Here is a 22,065-nt window from a genome sequence, read left to right as displayed (position 1 = left end):
ACAACGGCGGCCAAGCGCGGCCGCGGTCACGCCGCGCCGATACGCGCCACCAGTCGCACCAGGCCAAGATCGCTGCCGCGGGGACCGAGCAACGAAATCCCCAGCGGCGCGCCGTCTTTTCGCGCCAACGGCAACGTTGCCTGCGGCATGCCGTTCAACGCCGCAATCGCCAGCAATTGCTGGGATAAACGGCGCGTCAGCTCGATGTCTTCCTCTCCGGCGGTCACCAGCGGCGCAATATCCGGCACGGTGGGCAATATCAGCACGCGATTGCCCAGCAGTTTATCCCAGGCGGCGCGTAGCACGTCCCGCGCCGCCATCGCATGCCGGTATTGATCCTCGGTCACGGTGGCCGCCCAGGCGAAACGCGCCGCCACGTCGGGGCCCAGCGCAAATCCGCGCCGGCTGATGGCCTCGCCGTGCGCCCGCCAGGCCTCGAAACCCTGGATATGACGGAATGCCCAATACACCTGATCCTGATCGGGCATGCTCGCGGCCAACGGCTCAGGCTCGCCGGCGCGGGCGGCGATGTGCATCAGCGCCGGCGCCAATGCCTGTCTGGCCAGCGGCGACAACGCGGCGAACAACGCCCCCCCGAGCAAAAGCGCCGGCGCCGGCGGCAGCGGCGCCGGGTCCTCCCCCAGCAGGCATTCGCCCACTCGCGCGAACAATTCGGCGTCGCGGGTAAAATAGCCGACGGTATCCAGGCTGGGACTTAGGGGCAGACATTCTGCAAGGGAAATGCGCCCATGAGTGGGGCGCAAGCCGAACAGGCCGCAATAGCTGGCCGGAACACGCACCGAACCGCCGGTATCGGTGCCCAGAGCGAAATCGCATAAGCCGTTGGACACCGCCGAGGCGGATCCGGAGGAAGAACCGCCGGGTATCCGGTGCGGGGCGGCGCCGTTCAGCGGCGTGCCGTAGTGAATATTTTTGCCGGTCACCGAGAACGCCAACTCGTTGGTATGGGTCTTGCCGACGCACCGCGCGCCGGCCTCCAGCAACCGCTCCACCGCCGGCGCGGTGCGCGACTTGATGCCCGACATGGCCAGCAAATGGGGGCTGCCGCCGCCGGTGGGATAACCGGCCACATCAAACAAATCCTTGACCGCAAAAGTTTGCCCCCCAAGCGGCCCATCAGCCGCATGACGGACGTCAACCCGGGGATAGGGCATAAAAGCGAAAGCGTTGTCTTGCATTGCCGCTCCTGTCGTTATGAAAGCCTGGTAGTCGTGCCGCGGCCCACGGCATCCAACGGGCATCGGCCATAAGCGCCTATCCCATCAGGGCGATGACGCTTGCCATGATATCAGCTTTTTTTGCAAAACCCTTTTCCACCTGAATTTTCACGGATATTTTTCCCCGGCGGGCCGCCAGGCCAGGGATTATCGAATATGCGCCGGCGGACGCCGTGCCATCGAGTTTTCTTATGCTAAGAGGTGATAAAGATATGCTTTTTTATACGTGGTTTATTGGCTTAAGCTATGCAATATTCCTTAAAATTACAGCCAGGCAGAATAACCTGCTGCCTCGCGATAAAATCTAAATATAACCTCAAGGAAATACTTATGGCATTGTCATTGTTTAGCCGCCAATCACTTTGGCCGGTGTTCTCTGCGCTGGTCTTTGTCAACCTGTTTTCTTTCACCACCCACGCCGATCAATTAAACAGTATTAAAAAAGCCGGCATCATCAAGGTCGCGACCTTCGATTCCAATCCGCCGTTCGGTTCCATCGATCCTAACACACACGATATCATGGGTTATGATGTGGATTTCGCCACCGCGCTGGCCAAGTCCCTCGGCGTTAAATTGCAATTGATAGCCACTAACCCCGCGAATCGTATTCCGCTGCTTCAGTCCGGCAAAGCTGATATTATCGTCGCGGACATGACCATTACCCCCGAACGCGCCAACGTCATTGATTTTTCCCTACCCTATTTTGTCACCGGCCAGCAATTCCTGGTTCCCGCCGGCGGCTCAGACATATTGACAGATTATGCCCGCGCCCGTATCGGCGCGGTGAAAGGCACCACCGGCGAACAGGAACTGCACCGGCGCTTCCCCAATGCGCGCGTACTCTCCTACGACGACATTCCGCTCGCCCTATCCGCTTTGCGTAACGGCAACGTTCAGGCGATTACCCAGGACAGCACCATTCTGAGGGGCCTGTTGGAGGGCGCGCCGGACAAGGCGCGTTATAAGATCCTACCCGGCCTGCTAAGCCGGGAGAAGATTGGCGTCGGCGTCAAAAAGGGCGAAACCGCCTTGCTGGATGCGGTAAACAGTGAGTTACTTCAACTGGAACGCAACGGTCAGGCGGAAGCGATTTACAATACCTGGTTCGGTCCGCGGAACCCATCCGGGCAACCGCGTCCGTTTAAAATCGCCGCGCAATAAGCAGGTCGTTCAATGCAAGCGACAATGTCAACCGACGCGCCTTTGGCGGCCGTGGAATTTCGCCAGGTCGACAAATTTTTTGGCGGTCATCATGTCATCCGCCAGGTGAATCTGCGGATCGCCAATGGCGAAGTCGTGGCGATCTGCGGCCCTTCGGGATCGGGCAAATCCACGCTGATACGCCTGGTCAACCGATTGGAACCGCTGTGCGGCGGAGAAATCCTCATAGACGGCCGGCCCACTTCCGGCCTGCAGGGCCGCGAATTGCGCCGATTGCGAACCCGCATCGGTTTTGTCTTCCAGCAATTCAATCTCTATGCCCATCTCAATGCGCTGGAAAATATCAGTCTGGCCCTGATCAATGTCCATGGCTGGCCCCGCGACAAGGCGCGCGACAAAGCCGCTCTGCTGCTCGACCGGGTGGGTCTGTACGATAAAGCCGGCCATTTCCCCGCCCAGTTGTCCGGGGGGCAGCAGCAGCGGGTCGCCATCGCCCGCGCGCTGGCGACCGATCCCGCCTTGATTTTGTTCGACGAACCCACCTCGGCGCTGGACCCGGAGATGATTGGCGAAGTGTTGCAGGTCATGCAGGAACTGGCGCGTAGCGGCATCACCATGCTGGTGGTGACGCACGAAATGAGCTTCGCCCGAGAAATTGCCGATCGGGTGGTGTTTATGGATCAGGGGGAAATCCTTGAGCAGGCGGATCCGGAACAGTTTTTTACGGCGCCGACCCATCCCCGCGCGCGGCGCTTTCTGGAAAAAGTGCTTAATCCGCTGCATGCCCGTAAGGAGGCGTGCTGATGCACTGGCAACTGGATTGGGCAGGCGTGCTCAGCGGCCAACCGTTGGCCTGGCTGATGACAGGTTTCCTGACCACCTTGTATGTCACCCTGGCGAGCAGCCTGCTCGCTACGCTGATTACCCTGGCGATGCTGGCGCTGCGTCTGGCGCCGGGCCGGCTAGCCCGGGGCGCGGCGGCACTCTACGTTTCGATTTTCCGCAATACGCCGCTGCTGGTCCAACTGCTGTTCTGGTATTTCGCCGCTTGGGGCCTTTTACCCCCTACCTGGCGCGGGTACATCGGCATGCCGCATCCCTGGGCGACGCTGCCGCCCGACGTCGCCTGGCTAACGCCGGAATTTCTTTGCGCCGCCTGGGGCCTGGCCTTGTTCAGCGCAGCATTTATGGTTGAGGAAGTCCAGGCCGGCTTGAACGCCGTGCCGGCCGGTCAAACCGAGGCGGCCGTCGCGCAGGGGTTCGACCGATGGCGAATTCTGCGCTGCATTTTGCTGCCGCAAGGCTTGGCCAACGCTTGGCAACCGCTGGTGGGGCAATATCTGAATGTGATGAAGCTGTCTTCGCTGGCCAGCGGCATTGGTTTTGCCGAACTCACCTACCAGATCAGCCGGATAGAGAGTTATAACGCCCACGCGCTGGAGGCCTTCGCGGTGGGCACACTGTTGTATCTACTGTTGGGCATGGCGATGGGCATACTGATGCCGTTGCTCGGTCCGAGACGGCGTGACCGGCGGCGGCCGGCGGCCGTCCATACCCTGGAATCGCCGGCCGAGGATGAGGATGATGGCGTTTAATCTGGATGTCATACAAAACAACCTGACCTATCTGCTTTGGGGCCGGCTGGCCGAGGGTCAGCCGGGAGGGGTTTTACTCACCGTCATCATGGCGATAAGCGCCGGCGCGTTGGCCTGGCTGGCGGGCGTCGCCCTGGCTTGCCTGGCATGGCGTTATCCGGGAAGGCCCCGGCGGTTTTTGTTGCTCTGGGCGGAATTCGTCCGCGGCATCCCCTTAATCTTTGTGATTTTCTGGATGTTCTTTCTTTTACCGACGGTCTTCGGCGGGTCCATTCCCGGAACCCTGACGGTCATATTGGCTCTGGCCTGGTTTACGTCGGCGGCGGTCATGCATACCACCCTTGCCGGCCTGAACGCGATGGCCGCCGGTCAGACGGAAGCGGGTATCTCCTCGGGGTTCGGCGAGTGGCAAATCCTGCGGCATATTCTGCTGCCCCAGGCGATGCCCCGCCTGCTGCCGTCTTATCTTGGCCTGATGGTCGCGTTGCTCAAGGACACGTCGTTGGCCTTTATCGTCAATGTGCCGGAACTGACCACGGTCGCCGGTCAGGTCAATAACCGCGAGCAAATCTATCCGGTTGAGATTTTCGTGTTCGTCGGCGTGATTTACTACCTGCTTTGCCTTGCCTTGACCACGCTGGCCGCCCGTTTCGGCGCCGTGCGTCCCGTCTGACCCGCTGGCGGCCGATTCCGCTTCGCCGCATTTGCTTTACGGCGAAAAAACTGCAACGATTTGCTACGCTTTTCAACATAGCGACCGGTATTCTTCACTGGCCCGGGCATCGCAACTCCCGGCGCTGGTTATTGCCGCGACACAGGGGTGCGCCGGCGGCCAGGATGTCATGAGGGACGTATGGGTTTAGCACTGGCGATTTTTATCCTGACCATTGTATTGGTTATCTGGCAGCCCCGGGGGCTGAGCATCGGTTGGAGCGCCGTGTTGGGCGCGGCGTTGGCACTGTTGGCCGGGGTGGTGCATTGGGGCGATATTCCCGTGGTCTGGCAGATTGTCTGGAACGCCACCATCACTTTCATCGCCCTAATCGTCATTAGCCTGTTGCTCGATCAGTCCGGATTCTTCAACTGGACCGCCCTGCATGTGGCGCGCTGGGGACAGGGCCGGGGTCGACGGCTCTTCAGTTATGTGGTGTTGTTCGGCGCGGCGGTGGCGGCGCTGTTCGCCAACGATGGCGCGGCGCTTATCCTAACGCCTATCGTGATGGCCATCCTGCGGGAGTTGGGCTTCGACCGGAAAACCACGCTGGCCTTCGTCATGGCGGCCGGTTTCATTGCCGATACCGCCAGCTTGCCGCTGGTGGTGTCCAATCTGGTCAATATCGTCACGGCCGATTTTTTCAAACTGGGCTTTACCCGCTACGCGATGGTGATGGTGCCGGTAAACGTTGTTTCGGTCATCGCCACCCTTGCCGTCCTGCACCTGTTCTATCGCCGCGATATACCCGCCACCTACCCGCCGGACTCGCTGCCGGCGCCGAGAAAGGCCATCCGCGATATTCGGACCTTCAAAACCGGATGGTGGGTATTGCTGTTGCTATTGGCCGGCTTCTTCGGCCTGGAACCGCTGGGCGTGCCCATCAGTCTGATTTCCTCTCTCGGCGCGCTAGTGCTTTTTCTGGCCGCCCGCAAAGGCGGCGTGATTGATTGCCGCCGGGTATTACGCCATGCGCCCTGGCATATCGTGGTGTTTTCCCTGGGGATGTATCTGGTGGTTTACGGCCTGCGCAATCAAGGGCTGACGGCCTACCTGTCCGGCCTGCTCAATCAATTGGCCGATCGGGGGCTGTGGGCCGCCACGCTTGGCACCGGTTTTCTGACCGCGTTTTTGTCCTCGGTGATGAACAACCTGCCCTCCGTGCTGGTGGGCGCGCTGTCCATCAAAGGCAGCGCGGCGTCGGAAACAATTCGCCAGGGGATGATTTACGCCAATGTGGTCGGCTGCGATCTTGGCCCGAAAATCACCCCTATCGGCAGCCTGGCGACGCTGTTATGGCTGCATGTGCTGGCCGGCAAGAATCTGACCATTACCTGGGGATATTACTTTCGCGTGGGATTGGCCCTTACCTTGCCGGTGCTGCTGGCGACCCTCGTCGCGCTGGCCGCGGTCCTGTCGTTTAATGCCTAGCGACCGCCAGTCCCCCCGGCGGCGGCGACAACCCGACGGCCGCCGGTTTTACCGCCGTACGGGCGCCGGTTTCGTTTGAGCCGGCGACAGGCTAGGACTGCGGATCGTCGTCTCCCACCAGCAACACATTGATGCCCTTCTCCCGCAAGGCGGCGAGATAGGCCGGATTGATGCCGCTATCGGTTATCAGGGTATCCACCGCGTCCAGGGCGCAGACCACATTCGGGCTTTTGCGGCCGAACTTCGAGGAATCCACCAGCAACACCAACTGCTTCGCTGCCCGGCACATCGCCTGACTGACGGCATGCACTTCATTAAAGGTGGTCACGCCGGCGCCCAAATCAACGCCGTCGGCGCCGATGAACAACTTGTCGAAACTGAAGTGGGAAAACGCCGCCTCGGCCAAACTGCCGTGAAACGACGCGGAGTTTTTCCGATAAGTGCCTCCCGGCATCAGGATGGTTTGGTCATTATCCAGTTCCACCAGTTCGTTAACGATGGTCAAACTGTTGGTCATCACGGTGATATTATTGAATTGCGCCAGGTAAGGCACCATTTGCAACACGGTACTGCCGGCGTCGAAAATCAACGAGTCGCCGTCATTGATAAGTTCGGCGGCCCGGCGGGCGATCAATTTCTTTTTAGCGGTATTGATGTGGGTTTTGCGATCGATGGGCTGATCGCCTTCCTCCCTGCTCAAAACCACGCCGCCATAAGTGCGTATAACCGAGCCCTCTTCTTCCAATAAGGTCAGATCTTTACGTATTGTGGTGCCGGTGGTGGCGAAACGGCTGGCAAGCGCTTCCACCGAGGTTTTACCATGGGCCTGCAAATGTTCCAGAATCGCCGCGTGGCGCTGTTTTGGTTTCATAACGATTTTCCTGCGACATGATTAAGTGCTTCCCCACCATGTAAGACATTAGCAATGAAATTTCAAATGAAAGGAAGTATCTTTTAAATTGAAAATATCATGTTTTCGGTTTAATCGCTAATAAAAGTGCGGTTTGACATGCGCGATCTTTCGGGAAAAGCGCGTCTGCCTGGAGCTGATTTTTATGCAATCCGATCAGCATGGGCAACGGACGGGGACGCGCGAATACCGTCAGGCCGCGCAGAATGAAACCGTCGCAAACCCGTCCTTCCTCGTCAGATGCCAGCGCCAGCACCACCCGCGCCCGGAAACGTCCGGACGAGCGGCCGACGCCGACCGCGCCCTGGCGACATAACCGGTCGTAGGCAAGATTAAACCGGCGGATTTGCCAGCCGCCAAGCGCGATTTGAGCCAGCCAGGCCGCCGCCGCACAGAGCGTCAACAGCATTGTCGAACTCATCGCCTCCCCCTTCGACGCCGACCGGCAGACCCCCGTTAAAACATCACCTGGCCGCCGGTAATATTGATGGATTGGCCAGTGCAATAGGATGCCTTATCACTGGCGTAAAATAACAAGACATCAAGCACATCCTGATATTCGCACCCCCGCTTGAGCGGGACTTTATCAATATAATATTGCTCAACCTGATCGGGCCGAATGGCCAATTTGCTGGCATATTGCGGCAACAGCGACTGAAACATCGGCGATTTCAGCAGATTGCCCAACATCAGCGAATGCACGGTAATGCCATACTCGGCCAGATCCAGCGCCAGAGATTGCGTCAAGCCCACGCCGCCGAATTTAGCGGCGCTGTAACCGGCATTGTGTTTGCTGCCCACCTTACCGGATTTGGAGTTGATCTGGATAACCCGCCCGGCAATGCCGTCGCGGATCATAAGCTTGGCGAACTCCCGCGCGCAAAGAAAATACCCCACCAGATTAACCTGCAACGATAAATCGAAATCGTCCAGGGCAAATCGGGTAATGGGCGCCGCCTTGGCGATCCCCGCGCTATACACCAGCAGATTCACCTGTCCAAAGGCGTCATCCACCCGCCGGGCCAATTGGCAAACACACTGTTCGTCAGTGGCGTCGGCGCCGAAACCCTCGGCGGTCCCGGCGCCAAACCGGGTATTGATATCCAGCGCCACCTGCTGCGCATGGCGCGCATCCAAATCGGCCACTGCCACCCGGTAACCGGCCTGCGCCAATCCGTCGGACAAAAATGCCCCCAATGTTTGACCACCGCCAATGACTACCGCAACCTGCTTCATAACCTTCTCCCGCAATGCTCAATTAAGCCAGAATCATTAACGCGCTACCAAGCGGTATATCCCCTGGCGTTTTGCCGGCCACATGCACCGTCCCTGGAAATTCCGCCCGGCTGGCGCCGTCGAAACGGACAGTGATGTGTCCCAGTTCCCGCAAATTTTCCGTCGCCACCTCGCCCACCGCCGTAATGGGATAACGGACATCGGCAAGGGCAAGCGTGTCGCCCGCCCGAAGCTCCCCCGTTAATTGGCCGGGGCGGTGGATAAAACAAAACGATTCGATATCTTCCGGCGCGCCCTCGCGAAAGGTAATCAGCATGTTGTCCGCCAAGGCGTCCCTGGCGCACTCGCCGATACGCGTGAAGGTGCTCTGATACAAAATATGCATGGCCGCTCCCGCCGTCGCCGGCATCAATGATAGATAAAACTTGATACCACCCAGGCCAGTAATACCGTTGGCGCGCCGGTCAAAAAGCGCCCTACCAGCACCGATGGCACGCCGACGCGTACCGTATCCTGTTTAGCTTCGGCCAGCGATAACCCCACCGGGATGAAATCGCAGGCGGCCTGGGCATTGATGGCGAACAATGCCGGCAAAGCGAGATGAGGCGGTATGTGGCCCTGCGCGATTTGTACCCCGACCAACACGCCGATAACCTGGGCGATAACCGCCCCTGGGCCGAGAAACGGCGATAACAGCGGGAAGGAGCAAATCAGAGCCAGTGTGACGAGCCCTATCGGGCTACTGGCCAGGGGCGTCAGGCCGTGAGCGATAAAATCCCCCAGTCCGGAGGCGATGATGATGCCTATCAAAGCGGATACGAAGGCCATGAACGGCAGGATGGTTTTCAGCACAGTGTCGATGGTCTCCCGGCCAGCCTGAAAAAACACCGCCACCACCGAGCCCATGCCGATGCCAATCTTGGCCAGCAAGCCGTCGCTTTGTTCGCTGATCTTCTTGCTGGCGTCATAGTCCCGCCCGCCCGCCGGCGCGTCGCGCTCCGCCGCTTTAGCATTGGCCGGCGCCAGGTCGTCATTGGCAATCTGAATGTTTTTTTCCCGGACGCCGGATACGTAGATATCTTCCTGGATAAACTGGGCCAGCGGACCGGAACGGCCGGTGGAGTGAATATTTACCGTCGGGATGCGGCGTTTGGGGTAGATACCGCAACGTAGCGTACCGCCGCAGTCGATGACCGCCACGCCGATTTCCTCGGCCGGCGGTTCGCCTTCCTTGAAGCCGTCGACGGCCGGCCAGCCGGTTAAATCGCTTAATCGGTCCACAATGGCCGGCCGGGTGCCGGCAGTGATATACACCACTTTTTTACCGGGTTTGGCTTCAATCAGCAGCGGGCCGCCCCAGCCGCTTTCCCCTTTCTCAATACGGATAAACGTGCTCATGGCTCTCTCCGGTGGTTACAAACTAACGTGCTGTTCCAGTTGGATGCGCATCTTGCGTTCAAAGATGGAGGTGGTCAGGTCAGTCAGCCAGCCACGGAAAAAATTGCTGAACATGCCCACCAGCAAATAGCTCACCGCCAGCGGACCGAGCGGCAGATGCAGCGATGTCAGACCGTTGGCGATACCCAGATAAACGAACAACTCGCCGGGGTTGATATGAGGAAACAAGCCGTTCATGGAATGGCAGCTGTAGGACGCGGCGGCATAATAACTGGGCTTGTATTTTTCAGGCATAAACCGGCCCAGGCTAAGCGTCATGGGATTGCAGAACACAAAAGTGCCGATGACCGGCAAAAACAAATAGCGCGACACCGGATTACCGGCGCAGCGCTGGGCCAGCCGTTCAATACGGTGTTGGCCGACAAAGACTATCAGGGCATTCATAATGACCAGCAAACTTATCAGCAATGGAAGAATGCCGGTCACCATCCCGACAAATACCGACCCTCCTTTTTGAAACAAGCCGATAAACCACTCGGCGCCATGAGCGATCAGATCAATCATTTTCTTCTCCTTGATTCACTGGTAAACGTAAAAGCGTTACGCACCGATTCATTTCGCTACTTAAATTAGCGGGCCTATCTTTTTTTTTATTAGATATAAATCACATTTCGAAAGAATTAACTTTTATTATGAAAACTTATGAAGGAATTTTTTTCAAAATGAAAATTTACGCTAAGCAATACCGTCATCCGCCGTGTGGCCCCATCACGGTGGCGCCTCGGCGGGGATTATGGGATTTGCCGCCAACGCCTGGGGATTGCAACGGACAGCGAGGTTTTCGTTGCATGATGCGCAATGGTGGTACTCAGCGCGCTGGCGAAGGCGCGCAAAATTCAACCTACTGAAAATAGGCAGTAAAATCTGAAAATTAACTGCCTTAATCCAAATATGTCGCACAATAGCGACATCCGGTCGTTGCAACATCTTTTCAAGCGCTGTTAATACATGTAAAACTGGAGACCAATCGATAACGTCAGTGATTGGCGATGCCTTATCCATCGACATTGTTTTTTCTTTCATGAGGCGACAGACGCTGACAAGGCCGGGAATGGCGCGCGCTCGGCATGAGCAGGTCTCGCGTCTATTTATCTGACAAATAAAGAAAATAATGTCATTTCACTGATATGGCGCAATCATGAAGAAAACCAGCATTCAGGTGTTACTGGTGGAAGACGATGAGTCCATGCGTTTGGAATTCGAGTCCATGGTGGTCACCCATCCCAATCTCAGTCTGGCGGGCAGTGCGTCCTCTCTGGCGCAGGCCAGGGAATTGCTGCGCAGCACCGTGCCGGACGTCGCCATTATCGATTTGGGTTTGAACGACGGTAATGGCATCGAGCTGATTCGATTCCTGCAAAAACCCTCTTCGCCGACCGCCGTTTTGGTTGCTACGGTCTTTGGCGATGAAGCGCACGTTATCCGGGCTATTGAAGCCGGCGCGCGCGGTTATCTGCTTAAGGACACCTCCATTGAGGACTTCGCCCGGGCCGTCGAGTTGGTGCATGCGGGTGGAGCGCCATTGTCGCCGCAGATCGCGCGTCATTTGCTCAAGCGCTTCGAGCCCGCTGAAAAATCCTCGACCGCCGGGCCGGACAGTCTGACCGTCCGGGAACTCGACATTCTCAAACACATCTCGCAAGGCTTCACCGTGGCGGAATCCGCCCGGATGCTCAATCTTTCGACCCACACAGTGGCGACGCACATCAAAAACATCTATAGCAAACTTGCGGTACACAACCGTGTGGAAGCCATCATCCAGGCCAGAAACCAGGGCCTGCTATGAGGGCGGATGCCCCATGGCGGCGCAAATATGGCTCGTACCTGTTCGCCGGATTACTGTCGCTGTTTTGCGCTTTTCCTTCCCGGGCCGCCGCCGCGCCGATTTTGCGACAGGACGAAATCACCACTTTGAACCGGGCCGATGTGCTGTTCGACAATGCGCGTAAGCCGCCAACGCGGCGAGGCGTCACGCGAACGCTGCCGGACAATTGGAAAAAAAATAATCCCAATATGAGCTGTATCGCCTGGTATCGATTGCGCTTCAACCTGACGCAATTACCGGAGCAACCGCTGGCGCTGTATTTGCCGCATCTTTCCGTCGTCGGCGAGATCTGGCTCAACGATTCACTGCTTAATCCCAACGTGCATTTCGGCACCGGCGGCCGTCACCCGGTGGCCATGAGCGACGAACCCATCTACATCGTGTTGCCCGCCGGGCTGTTTCACGTCGGCAATAATGTGCTGTCCATCCGTCTGCAAGGGGACAGCGCGATGCGCAGCGGCTTGTCGCAGATCTACCTGGGGCCGGCCATAACCTTGCACCGGATCTGGTTTCACCGCTATCTGCTGCAAGTGATCGTTTCCTATATTATGCTGGTGCTGATCATCGGCGCGCTGTGTTTCCTGCTGGCCTACGCCTGGCAACAGCGACGATTCTTCACTATCCAGTTTGCGTTGGTGCTGTCGTTGCTTACCCTGCTAATTTATCTGATGGATCTGCGGATTTCCCTGGGCGATCAGCAGGCCCTGCGGGCTATCGTCAGCACCGCCATGTACTGGGCGCTTTGTCTGGCGGGTTATCGCATGGCCGGTATCAAACTGCGCTGGTATCCGCCGCTGCTGCACAGCGTGACGGCCGCAACCTTGCTGGCCATGCTGGCGCTGATGCTCATGGGCGACGCCACGGATCGGATTTGGCTTATCACCTGGCCTCATGTGGCCATCCGCCTTGTGCCCATTGCGCTTTTGCTCCACCAGGGCTGGCAAAGCCGCTCAATGAAAATTTTTCTGCTCGGCCTGACCGCGCTGCTCTGGAATATCACCGTAGCGCAATCCTACTTTATCATCATGGACTGGTTGCCCTGGGACAGTTTCCGTCTCAGCTTTGCCGGCGCGCTGCCCTTCTCCCTGGTGATGATTTATCACTTCGCTGAACGTTTTATCGCCGATCGGGAAGGGAATTTGCGGGAACAGCGCGCCGCCATCGTCGCCGAGCGGACCCGCATTCTGCAGGATATGCACGATGGCATGGGCGCTCAACTTATCACCGCGCTCCGGCTGGCCCGCCGCAACGATACCGATCGGCGAGAACTGGCGCGCCATATCGAAGAATCGCTGCAGGATCTGCGTTTGATCATCGATTCCCTGGATATCACCGAACACGATTTGCTGCCGCTGCTGGGAAACTTGCGATTTCGGCTGGAGCCGCAACTGCATGCGCTGGGAATCGCACTGGCGTGGGACGTTTCGCCGATTCCGGCTCTGCCGTATCTGACGCCCGCATCCGCCCTATCGGTGCTGCGCATCGTCCAAGAAGCGGTTAATAACGCACTGCAACATGCCCAGCCCGGCCAGATCACCCTATCGGTGCGCCAGGAGGATGACGTTATCGCAATCCGAATCGCCGATGACGGATGCGGCTTGATCCCCACAGTCCGCCATCCCGGCTCTCGCGGGCTGAGCGGCATGCAAACCCGGGCGAACGATTTGAGGGCCCGTCTGGATATTCGCGGCGACGACCAGGGCACCGTCGTCAGTCTGCTGCTGCCGCTTCATGCAAAAGGGTAAGGCGCGGGGGAGACGAGAATACCCTAAACAGGGTATGTGTTAATGCAGCGTTTCTCGTATGCTGCGCATCATTGATGTTTTTGCCCGCGCAATCGGGATTGAAGTTTTGTTCATCCGCCTTACAGATGAACGACATGAGAAATCAAACTACACACAGCAAAGCAGTAACCGCTCTTTATAATAAAGTTAGGTGATAAAATGCAAATCATACTCCCCGTCATAGGCTTAGTGCTATTGATAACGTTGATGATCTTTTCATTGTTGATGCATCATAAAAACAAGAACAAAACACGGTTACCTAATCGTTATACGGAAAATAGGAATAAAAAGCGGCCCCGTCTTTTCCGCTAATCGTGCCGCTGGATGTCGCCGTAGTGGGTTTACCCGGCATCCGCCTCGTCCCCAAGCGACCCGATCACGCCCCATTACCGCGGATCCCGCGCTTTTATCCACTCCTCCCCCGTTTCCGGCCGCCGCGCGTCGCGACGTGCAAGAAAAACGTTCCCGCTTTTGTTGGTAGGGTGGCGTTCCGTCCCCAGTTTCCTTAAGATGGTCCGAGCGGCCGGATGACGGCAAAGTCCGATCGGCGCGGCGTCGATACTCTGAATGATTCACGTTGCATCGCGGCGGCAAGGCAGCGATACCTTCGCCGGGCGCGGTTCTGAACCGCCGGCGGCGGGCCTATGGTGAGAGACGGCATGTCTTTCACCGTCCCCAGGCGCATAGACGACCCTATGACCGGGGGTGGGCGAACGCGGCCGACGAAGCGTCGGCTTGCAGTATGTCGAGATATATCGATGCCAAGCGGCGGCGTGCAGCCGGGCGATTGCATACAGTTTGCTGTATTTTTTTTCTTATAGGGCTCACATTAATGGAAACGATTCTCAGGCACCTTCCGGTAAATCAGCGCGTGGGTATTGCCTTTTCCGGCGGTCTGGACACCAGTGCCGCCTTGCTTTGGATGCGTAAAAAAGGGGCGGTGCCCTATGCCTATACCGCCAATCTCGGCCAGCCGGACGAAGACGACTACGACGCCATTCCGCGCCGCGCGCTGGCTTACGGCGCGGAAAAGGCCCGGCTAATCGATTGCCGTCAGCAATTGGTGGCCGAAGGTATCGCCGCGCTGCAATGCGGGGCCTTTCACAATTCCACTGCCGGAGCGATCTATTTTAATACCACGCCGCTCGGCCGGGCCGTTACCGGCACCATGCTGGTCGCCGCCATGAAAGAGGATGACGTCCACATTTGGGGTGACGGCAGCACCTATAAAGGAAATGATATCGAACGGTTTTACCGCTACGGCCTGCTGACCAACGCGGCGCTAAAAATCTATAAGCCCTGGCTGGATACCGATTTCATCAACGAACTGGGCGGACGCCAGGAAATGTCGCAATTTCTCAGCGAGGCCGGCTTCGACTATAAAATGTCCGCGGAGAAAGCCTACTCTACCGATTCCAATATCCTGGGCGCCACCCATGAGGCCAAAGAGCTGGAATTCCTCAACTCCAGTGTGAAAATCGTCAATCCGATCATGGGCGTTAAATTCTGGGACGAATCCGTGCCCGTGCCCGCCGAGGAAGTGTCCATCCGTTTCGAGCGCGGCCTGCCAGTGGCCATCAACGGCGCGACCTTCGTCAGCCAGGTGGATTTGATGCTGGAAGCCAACCGGGTCGGCGGCCGCCACGGGCTGGGCATGAGCGACCAAATCGAAAACCGGATTATCGAAGCCAAAAGCCGCGGAATTTATGAAGCGCCCGGGATGGCGCTGCTGCATATCGCCTATGAACGGCTGGTGACCGGTATCCATAATGAAGATACCATCGCCCAATACCATGCCAACGGGCGACAACTGGGACGCCTGCTGTACCAGGGACGCTGGTTCGACCCGCAGGCCCTGATGCTGCGCGATTCCGCGCAACGCTGGATAGCCAGCGCCATCACCGGTGAAGTCACGCTGGAATTACGGCGGGGCAATGATTATTCCCTGCTCAATACCGTATCGGACAATCTGACCTACATGCCGCAACGGTTAACCATGGAAAAAGGCGATTCGGTATTTTCGCCGGAGGATCGCATCGGCCAGTTGACCATGCGTAATCTGGATATCACCGATACCCGCGAAAAGCTTATCCAGTACATGGGCACCGGGCTACTGACCGCGGCGGACAGCACCGGCCTGCCGCGTCTGGACGATAAAACCGGCCAGTAAAACCGCGCCGCGGCAAAATCGGCGTCTTGCCGGCGTTCCCCCTGGTTGCCGCTAAAGACGCCCTGATGGCCTCGCCGTTTCGCCCACCGGCGGGGTCGGCGTCAATCTGGCGATACAGGACGCGGCGGCCGCGTCGAATATTCTCGCCGGCCCTTTGCTACGGCAAGGCGAGATCGCCCCGGCGGTACTGGCGAGGGTGCAACGCCGGCGGCAATTCGCTACCTGGGCCACCCAATCGTTGCAGCGACTACTGACCGGCCGGAGCGATCGAACCGGAAAACCGCCGCGAGCGCCATCAACTCTGGAGCGCTGGTTACGCCGCCGGCGCTGGGTGCCCCATGTGGCCGGCCGGATTATCGGTGTGGGTTTTCGCAGCGAGACCCCGCGCTCATCGTTCCATCCCCGGCACCGGGGTTAATACCGGCCGCCCGGCGAAATGTCGGGTGAGATTTTCCAGCACCTGGCCGAACATGGCGGCCAGCGCCTCGGGGGAACGCCCGGCCACATGGGGCGTCAATATGACGTTATCCAGTGATCTCAACGGTTGCGGGACAGCCGGTTCGCCTTCCAGCACGTCCAGCCCGGCGCCGGCGATACGCCGCTGTTGCAGCGCGGCGATAAGCGCATCGGTATCCACCACGCTGCCCCGGGAAACATTAACCAGAAAACCCTCCGGCCCCAGCGCCGCCAGCACGTCCCCATCGATCAGATGGCGGGTGCGCGCGCCGCCCGGCACGGCCACCACCAGAAAATCGGCCCAGCCCGCCAGTCCGATCAATGTGGCGTAATACGGCCACGGGCTGCCGCTTCGCGCCTGACGATTGTGGTAAGACACCTGCATGCCGAACCCCGCCGAACATCGCTCGGCCACTTTAAGACCGATATTGCCCAAACCGAGCACGCCGAGACGTTTACCGGTCAATTGCGGCCGACTCTGGCGCAACGATTGCCATTCCCCACGCCGCACCGCCCGGTCAAGCCTGGCGACATCACGAACCACCGACGCCAGCAAGGCCACGGCATGATCGGCGACGGCGGTGTCATTGGTGCCGCTGCCGTTGGTCACCATGATGCCGCGAGCCTTGGCCGCCGCCAGATCAATTTTTTCAAAACCCACGTCCTGGCAGCAAATCATCCGCAAATTCGGCAATGCGTCCATATCAGCGGAACGCAATCCGATTGAACCGATGGTCAACACGGCCCGGACATCGGCCGGATCACCTGCGCCCTCCGGCAATATCGGACTTTGATCGTTTTCACGGATAGCCGGGCGAAGAACAAAACCGGCCTGTTCAAATTCCGAACGAAACTGCGAGGGAATATCCACATGCATCAGCAAAACAACAGGCATTGCCTTCACCCTTTTTAAAATTGACGTTAAGATCACGCGTTCTTGAAAATGACCGGGAAGGACATTAATCATTAACCTAAGTATATACTCGAGATAATCCACGTTGCATCGCCCCAGGCGCAAAGACGCCGAGGTGACTGGGATGGGCGACCGCCGCCTATAAAGAAGCGGCGTGCGGTTTGATCGGGGTATTTCGCTGGTGTGGATTGTCTGATTGCTGCATTGGGTTTCGTCACTGGATGCAAGGGGAAAGAAAGAGATGAATACAGAACTGTTGCTGCGCATTGCTCTGGCCGGCGCGTTAGGCGCGCTTATCGGCGTGGAGCGGCAACTTCGGGCCAAAGAAGCCGGATTACGCACTCATATTCTGGTATGCGTCGGCAGCGCCATGTTCATGATAGCCTCGAAGTACGGCTTTAGCGATCTGTTGACCGACAAACGCGACATCGTGCTGGACCCCAGCCGTATCGCCGCCCAGGTGGTCAGCGGCATCGGCTTTCTCGGCGCGGGCACGATCATGCTGAACAAACAGTTTGTGCGGGGTTTGACCACCGCGGCCGGATTGTGGGTAACCGCGGCTATCGGACTTATCATCGGCAGCGGCATGTATATCATCGGCATTTGCGGCAGCATTATGACCCTGCTGGTGCTCGAAGGCATTCGTCAGTTAAGTCGACGGCTTATGGGACAACGCTATATGCTAAGCGTTTCATTGACGTCCGCCAGTATGGAACTCGCCATGCAGGCGCTGCGTAAACTGCGCATCCGTATCGTCCGTTCCAGCGTGGCCCGTTATGGAAATGACAACAAGGATTGTAAACTGATCCTGGAAATCATGTTGCACGCCCGCTATAAACCCGCCGACATCCATAGCCGACTGCTGGCCATCGACGGTATTCACAAAATCGATATCCGCTGACATCCCTCCGGCCATGCCCGGTAATACGGTGGCGGCGCAGGCCGGCAGTTTCGATTTCCTGCTCAACACCATCCCGGTGCCGCATGATCTCAATCCTTACCTGTCGCTGCTTAAACGTGATCGCACCATGGCGCTGGTGGGCGTACCGACCGAACTCGCGCCGCCCATCATGGGCGGCAGCTTAATCGGCGGTCGCAAGAGCGTGACGGGGTCGGCTATCGGCGGTATGGCATCGCTGCGGGCGGCGAGCCGGGCGGCATAGCCGCCCTTTCCGGCCCGCGTTGATAGGTTCGCGCGGCCGGTGCCCCGCCGGACGGGCGGCCGCGCTATCAACATGGGCAAACCGGCGCTTGTGCCGGTTTGCGTGGCGCGATCATGACATATGCTGGATGATAGCGTCGCCGAACTCACTGCATTTCAACAGCTTAGCGCCATCCATCAGACGTTCGAAATCGTAGGTGACGGTTTTGGCGGCGATGGCGCCTTCCATACCTTTAACGATTAAGTCAGCGGCTTCGAACCACTGCATATGCCGCAACATCATTTCCGCTGACAGGATCACCGAACCGGGATTGACCTTATCCTGGCCGGCATATTTCGGCGCCGTGCCGTGGGTGGCCTCGAACAGGGCGCAATCATCGCCGATATTCGCCCCGGGCGCAATTCCGATGCCGCCTACCTGCGCCGCCAGGGCATCGGAAATATAGTCGCCGTTCAGATTCATGCTGGCGATAACATCATATTCGGCCGGCCGCAGCAGGATCTGCTGCAAGAACGCATCGGCGATGACATCTTTGATAACGATGTCCTTGCCGGTTTTCGGATTTTTAATCTTCACCCAGGGACCGCCATCGAGAAGTTCGCCGCCGAACTCTTCGCGGGCTAATTGATAGCCCCAGTCTTTAAAGGCGCCCTCGGTGAATTTCATGATATTGCCTTTATGCACCAGCGTGACCGACGCGCGATCGTTGGCGATGGCATACTCGATGGCGGCGCGCACCAGCCGCTTGGTGCCCTGCTCGGAACAAGGCTTGATGCCGATGCCGCACTGTTGCGGAAAACGGATCTTTTTCACGCCCATCTCGTCTTGCAGAAACTTGATAACTTTATCGGCCTCGGCGCTGCCGGCTTTCCATTCGATGCCGGCATAGATATCCTCGGCATTTTCGCGAAAGATCACCATATCGGTCAGCTCGGGATGTTTCACCGGGCTCGGCGTCCCCGTGTAATAGCGCACCGGACGCAGACAGATATAAAGATCGAGCCGCTGGCGCAGCGCCACGTTCAGCGAGCGGATGCCTCCGCCTACCGGCGTGGTGAGCGGTCCCTTGATGGCCACACGGTAATCGCGGATCAGGTCCAGGGTTTCTTCCGGCAGCCAGACATCCTCGCCGTAAAGCCGGGTCGATTTTTCGCCGGTGTAGATTTCCATCCAGGATATTTTGCGCTTGCCCTGGTAGGCTTTTTCCACCGCGGCATCCACAACATGGATCATTGCCGGCGTCACATCCACCCCAATGCCGTCACCTTCAATAAAGGGAATGATGGGATTTTCCGGGACCGCCAGTTTTCCCTGGGCATCAATCGTCATCTTCTGACCTGTTGCGGGAACCACTACTTTGCTTTCCATTAACCTCTCCTTCGGGCGCACTCTTGTTAATGATTTGTAAGAATCGTGTCAATATTACTTGAATAAAAACCTTACGCCAATCCAAACCGATTTGCGATATAATGCCTTTTATGACAGCGGCTGCATAGCCTGTCGCGGACGACCTTATTAAAAATCACGACCTTAAACGTTTCAGCCCTGAGGATGGGTCCGCTCGGCGGAAAAGACGGCGTTGCCGTTCTTTACCATTGGCGCCACCCGGTTTGTGGACTTTGCCGTTATTAGGCCGGAGGGGGAGCCGTCAATTTTCCAGCGATAAGGAGCATACGTGTTCAAACCTCATGTCACCGTGGCCAATGTGGTGCAGGCGGAAAATCATTTTTTGATTGTCGAGGAAACCATTCACGGCAACCCCCGCTGGAACCAGCCTGCCGGCCATCTGGAGGCGGACGAAACCGTGGTCCAGGCCGCGCGGCGGGAATTGTGGGAGGAAGCGGGCATTGACGCCGAGCCCCAGCATCTGCTGCGGATTCACCAATGGCTCGCGCCGGACAAAACGCCTTTCATGCGTTTTCTGTTCGCCATCGATTTACCGCAGCGCATCACCGCCATTCCGCAGGACGACGATATCGACCGCTGCCTGTGGCTCAAGGCCGATGAGATCTTGTCCTCCCGCCAGTTGCGATCGCCCCTTGTCGCGGAAAGTATCCTGGCCTACCGGGCCGGCGTGCATTATCCCCTGGATATCGTCAGCGCCTTTCAATGGCCTTTCCCGCTCTGAAAAGGGCCTCCTGCGCCATCGCCCGCCGCGCTGGCCCTTCGGCATCCGCCCGTGTTAAAATAACCGTTTATCCGAGCATGCATGTCATACGTCTCCAATCCCGGTCGTGAGGACCCCATGTCAGAAAACAGCCAGTTCAAAGTGATCGTCGGCATGTCCGGCGGCGTCGATTCATCCGTTTCCGCTTACCTGCTGCAACAACAAGGCTATCAGGTGGAGGGACTGTTTATGAAGAACTGGGAGGAAGACGATAATGAGGAATACTGCACCGCCGCCAGTGATCTGGCCGACGCCCAGGCGGTCTGCGACCGGCTCGGCATCACGCTGCACACGGTGAATTTCGCCGCCGAATACTGGGATAATGTCTTCGAATTGTTTTTATCGGAATACCGCGCCGGCCGCACCCCCAATCCCGATGTCCTGTGCAACAAGGAAATTAAGTTCAAGGCGTTCCTTGAATTCGCCGCCGAAGATCTGGGCGCGGATTTTATCGCCACCGGGCATTATGTCCGGCGAGATGACAGCGAGCGACACTCTCGGTTGCTGCGCGGACTGGATGCCAATAAAGATCAAAGTTATTTCCTCTACACCCTGGGCGAGCGGCAACTGGCGCAATGCCTGTTCCCGGTGGGCGCCCTGGAAAAACCCGAAGTGCGGCGCATCGCCCGCGAACTCGGCCTGGCCACCGCGGCGAAAAAAGATTCCACCGGCATCTGTTTTATCGGCGAGCGTAAGTTTCGCGATTTCCTGTCGCGCTATCTGCCGGCGCGGCCGGGAAAGATCGTGACCGTCGACGGACAGCCGATGGGCGAGCACCAGGGACTGATGTACCATACGCTGGGGCAACGCAAGGGCCTGGGCATCGGCGGCACCCGGGAGGGCAGCGAAGATCCCTGGTACGTGGTCGATAAACGGGTGGAGGACAATATTCTGGTGGTGGCCCAGGGACATGAACACCCGCAGTTGATGTCGACCGGACTGACGGCCGGGCAACTGCATTGGGTCGATGGACGTCCGTTGGTCGGCGCGTTGCGTTGCGCGGTTAAAACGCGCTATCGCCAACCGGACATCGCCTGTCTGGTGGAGCCGCGGGACGAGGGACGCGTCCAGGTGACATTCGATGAGCCGGTGGCGGCGGTCACGCCCGGACAATCGGCGGTTTTTTATCTCGGCGAGCAATGCCTCGGCGGCGGCGTCATCGAAACCCGATTGCCGTTGACCGCCCAGGGACGCGTTCAGGAGCGGGTTTGACCAAGAACTATTACGATATCACGCTGGCGCTGGCGGGGATTTGTCAAAGCGCGATGCTGGCGCAGCAATTGGCCCACAAAGGGCAGTGTGATGAGGCCATGCTCGAGCCATCGCTGCAAAGCCTGTTGGATCTCAATCCGCCGTCCACGCTGGCGGTGTTCGGCAATCAGCCGGCCAATCTCCGGCTTGGCCTGCACTCCCTGGCGGGCATGCTTAATGCCGCGCGGACCGGACCGGATGGCGAGCTGACCCGCTATACGCTCGGTCTTATGGTGCTTGAACGCAAATTGCACGCCAATAAAAACGCGCTGGATGCCCTGGACCGGCGTATCATCGAGCTTAATCGCCAACTGGCGCATTTCGAGATATTGTCCGAGACGATTTTCGCCGCCATGGCGGCGGTCTACGTGGATATCATCAGTCCGCTGGGGCCGAGGATTCAGGTAACGGGCACGCCGGCGCTGCTGCAAAACGCCCAGATACAGGCCAAGATTCGCGCCGCGCTGCTCGCGGGCATTCGTTCCGCCGTGCTCTGGCAGCAGGTGGGCGGCGGACGCCTGCAACTGATGTTCAGCCGCAACCGTCTGTTCAAGCAGGCGCAGCAAATTCTTTCTCATGTTTAACTTATTTCCCG

The 22,065-nt window shown here is 58.3% G+C and carries 22 protein-coding genes and 1 pseudogene; 14 read left to right on the top strand and 9 right to left on the bottom strand.

The window, feature by feature from the left end; translation table 11 throughout:
- Window positions 1-26: 26 nt before the first annotated feature.
- On the bottom strand, window positions 27-1,199 hold the full coding sequence (locus tag FCN80_RS04675; RefSeq protein WP_136988740.1) for an amidase: 1,173 nt from the start codon (window positions 1,197-1,199) through the stop codon (window positions 27-29).
- Window positions 1,200-1,568: 369 nt separating this feature from the next.
- Here FCN80_RS04675 and FCN80_RS04670 point away from each other — a divergent pair, with 369 nt between their 5' ends.
- The 5 genes from FCN80_RS04670 (at window position 1,569) to FCN80_RS04650 (ending at window position 6,137) form a co-directional block, all read left to right on the top strand.
- A complete protein-coding gene (locus FCN80_RS04670; protein WP_136988739.1) occupies window positions 1,569-2,399 on the top strand; it encodes an ABC transporter substrate-binding protein in 831 nt (276 codons plus the stop codon).
- A gap of 12 nt (window positions 2,400-2,411) precedes the next feature.
- A complete protein-coding gene (locus FCN80_RS04665) occupies window positions 2,412-3,203 on the top strand; it encodes an amino acid ABC transporter ATP-binding protein (protein WP_136988738.1) in 792 nt (263 codons plus the stop codon).
- Window positions 3,203-3,994 (top strand): amino acid ABC transporter permease, encoded by a 792-nt coding sequence (locus tag FCN80_RS04660; RefSeq protein WP_136988737.1) that lies wholly within the window; start codon window positions 3,203-3,205, stop codon window positions 3,992-3,994. Before FCN80_RS04665 ends, FCN80_RS04660 begins: the two co-directional genes overlap by 1 nt.
- Window positions 3,981-4,667: an amino acid ABC transporter permease gene (locus FCN80_RS04655; RefSeq protein WP_230492479.1), complete on the top strand. Its 687-nt coding sequence runs from the start codon at window positions 3,981-3,983 to the stop codon at window positions 4,665-4,667. The genes FCN80_RS04660 and FCN80_RS04655 overlap by 14 nt, the downstream gene beginning before the upstream one ends.
- A gap of 180 nt (window positions 4,668-4,847) precedes the next feature.
- Window positions 4,848-6,137: an arsenic transporter gene (locus FCN80_RS04650; RefSeq protein WP_136988736.1), complete on the top strand. Its 1,290-nt coding sequence runs from the start codon at window positions 4,848-4,850 to the stop codon at window positions 6,135-6,137.
- Between the two features lie 91 nt (window positions 6,138-6,228).
- Here FCN80_RS04650 and srlR read toward each other — a convergent pair whose 3' ends face one another.
- The 6 genes from srlR to srlA form a co-directional block, all read right to left on the bottom strand.
- On the bottom strand, window positions 6,229-7,008 hold the full coding sequence (gene srlR / locus FCN80_RS04645) for a glucitol operon DNA-binding transcriptional repressor SrlR (RefSeq protein WP_136988735.1): 780 nt from the start codon (window positions 7,006-7,008) through the stop codon (window positions 6,229-6,231).
- A 97-nt stretch (window positions 7,009-7,105) separates the two neighbouring features.
- Complete coding sequence (gene gutM / locus FCN80_RS04640) at window positions 7,106-7,468, bottom strand: transcriptional regulator GutM (protein ID WP_136988734.1); 363 nt, start codon at window positions 7,466-7,468, stop codon at window positions 7,106-7,108.
- 35 nt (window positions 7,469-7,503) lie between these two features.
- Window positions 7,504-8,283, bottom strand: a complete 780-nt coding sequence (gene srlD / locus FCN80_RS04635) for a sorbitol-6-phosphate dehydrogenase (protein ID WP_136988733.1) — start codon at window positions 8,281-8,283, stop codon at window positions 7,504-7,506.
- Between the two features lie 22 nt (window positions 8,284-8,305).
- Window positions 8,306-8,668, bottom strand: a complete 363-nt coding sequence (srlB, locus tag FCN80_RS04630; RefSeq protein ID WP_136988732.1) for a PTS glucitol/sorbitol transporter subunit IIA — start codon at window positions 8,666-8,668, stop codon at window positions 8,306-8,308.
- A 23-nt stretch (window positions 8,669-8,691) separates the two neighbouring features.
- A complete protein-coding gene (srlE, locus tag FCN80_RS04625; protein ID WP_136988731.1) occupies window positions 8,692-9,681 on the bottom strand; it encodes a PTS glucitol/sorbitol transporter subunit IIB in 990 nt (329 codons plus the stop codon).
- 15 nt (window positions 9,682-9,696) lie between these two features.
- Window positions 9,697-10,245, bottom strand: coding sequence for a PTS glucitol/sorbitol transporter subunit IIC (gene srlA, locus FCN80_RS04620; protein WP_136988730.1), 549 nt, complete (start codon window positions 10,243-10,245; stop codon window positions 9,697-9,699).
- 634 nt (window positions 10,246-10,879) lie between these two features.
- Here srlA and FCN80_RS04615 point away from each other — a divergent pair.
- From FCN80_RS04615 to FCN80_RS04600, 4 genes and pseudogenes are all read left to right on the top strand, one after another.
- Window positions 10,880-11,527, top strand: a complete 648-nt coding sequence (locus tag FCN80_RS04615; protein WP_136988729.1) for a response regulator — start codon at window positions 10,880-10,882, stop codon at window positions 11,525-11,527.
- Window positions 11,524-13,311: a sensor histidine kinase gene (locus FCN80_RS04610; RefSeq protein ID WP_136988728.1), complete on the top strand. Its 1,788-nt coding sequence runs from the start codon at window positions 11,524-11,526 to the stop codon at window positions 13,309-13,311. Before FCN80_RS04615 ends, FCN80_RS04610 begins: the two co-directional genes overlap by 4 nt.
- 871 nt (window positions 13,312-14,182) lie before the next feature.
- Window positions 14,183-15,520 (top strand): argininosuccinate synthase, encoded by a 1,338-nt coding sequence (gene argG, locus FCN80_RS04605; protein ID WP_136988727.1) that lies wholly within the window; start codon window positions 14,183-14,185, stop codon window positions 15,518-15,520.
- Between the two features lie 88 nt (window positions 15,521-15,608).
- Window positions 15,609-15,938, top strand: a pseudogene (locus tag FCN80_RS04600) (FAD-dependent oxidoreductase); the annotation flags it as partial.
- On the opposite strand, the gene FCN80_RS04595 reads toward FCN80_RS04600, so the two are convergent.
- Window positions 15,909-16,871 carry a 2-hydroxyacid dehydrogenase gene (locus FCN80_RS04595; RefSeq protein WP_136988725.1) on the bottom strand — a complete coding sequence of 321 codons (963 nt, stop codon included), beginning with the start codon at window positions 16,869-16,871 and terminating at the stop codon, window positions 15,909-15,911. The pseudogene FCN80_RS04600 and the gene FCN80_RS04595 overlap by 30 nt on opposite strands.
- Before the next feature lie 259 nt (window positions 16,872-17,130).
- Here FCN80_RS04595 and FCN80_RS04590 point away from each other — a divergent pair, with 259 nt between their 5' ends.
- The gene (locus tag FCN80_RS04590) at window positions 17,131-17,790 is read left to right on the top strand and encodes an MgtC/SapB family protein (RefSeq protein ID WP_136988724.1); all 660 of its coding nucleotides are present in this window, start codon (window positions 17,131-17,133) and stop codon (window positions 17,788-17,790) included.
- A gap of 13 nt (window positions 17,791-17,803) precedes the next feature.
- Window positions 17,804-18,052 carry a hypothetical protein gene (locus tag FCN80_RS04585; RefSeq protein WP_230492478.1) on the top strand — a complete coding sequence of 83 codons (249 nt, stop codon included), beginning with the start codon at window positions 17,804-17,806 and terminating at the stop codon, window positions 18,050-18,052.
- A 111-nt stretch (window positions 18,053-18,163) separates the two neighbouring features.
- Here FCN80_RS04585 and icd read toward each other — a convergent pair whose 3' ends face one another.
- Window positions 18,164-19,420: an NADP-dependent isocitrate dehydrogenase gene (gene icd / locus FCN80_RS04580; RefSeq protein ID WP_136988723.1), complete on the bottom strand. Its 1,257-nt coding sequence runs from the start codon at window positions 19,418-19,420 to the stop codon at window positions 18,164-18,166.
- 307 nt (window positions 19,421-19,727) lie between these two features.
- On the opposite strand from icd, the gene FCN80_RS04575 reads away from it, so the two are divergent.
- From FCN80_RS04575 to hflD, 3 genes are all read left to right on the top strand, one after another.
- Window positions 19,728-20,180 (top strand): NUDIX domain-containing protein, encoded by a 453-nt coding sequence (locus FCN80_RS04575; RefSeq protein WP_136988722.1) that lies wholly within the window; start codon window positions 19,728-19,730, stop codon window positions 20,178-20,180.
- A 117-nt stretch (window positions 20,181-20,297) separates the two neighbouring features.
- On the top strand, window positions 20,298-21,431 hold the full coding sequence (gene mnmA / locus FCN80_RS04570) for a tRNA 2-thiouridine(34) synthase MnmA (protein WP_136988721.1): 1,134 nt from the start codon (window positions 20,298-20,300) through the stop codon (window positions 21,429-21,431).
- Window positions 21,428-22,054 (top strand): high frequency lysogenization protein HflD, encoded by a 627-nt coding sequence (gene hflD / locus FCN80_RS04565; RefSeq protein WP_136988720.1) that lies wholly within the window; start codon window positions 21,428-21,430, stop codon window positions 22,052-22,054. The genes mnmA and hflD overlap by 4 nt, the downstream gene beginning before the upstream one ends.
- Window positions 22,055-22,065: the final 11 nt, after the last annotated feature.

The organism is Martelella alba (genome assembly GCF_005217455.1).
In the GTDB taxonomy this organism is placed as follows: Bacteria; Pseudomonadota; Gammaproteobacteria; order Enterobacterales; family Enterobacteriaceae; genus Acerihabitans.
The sequence above is the reverse complement of the archived record's forward strand: the minus strand, read 5'-3'. Positions and strand labels throughout refer to the sequence as shown.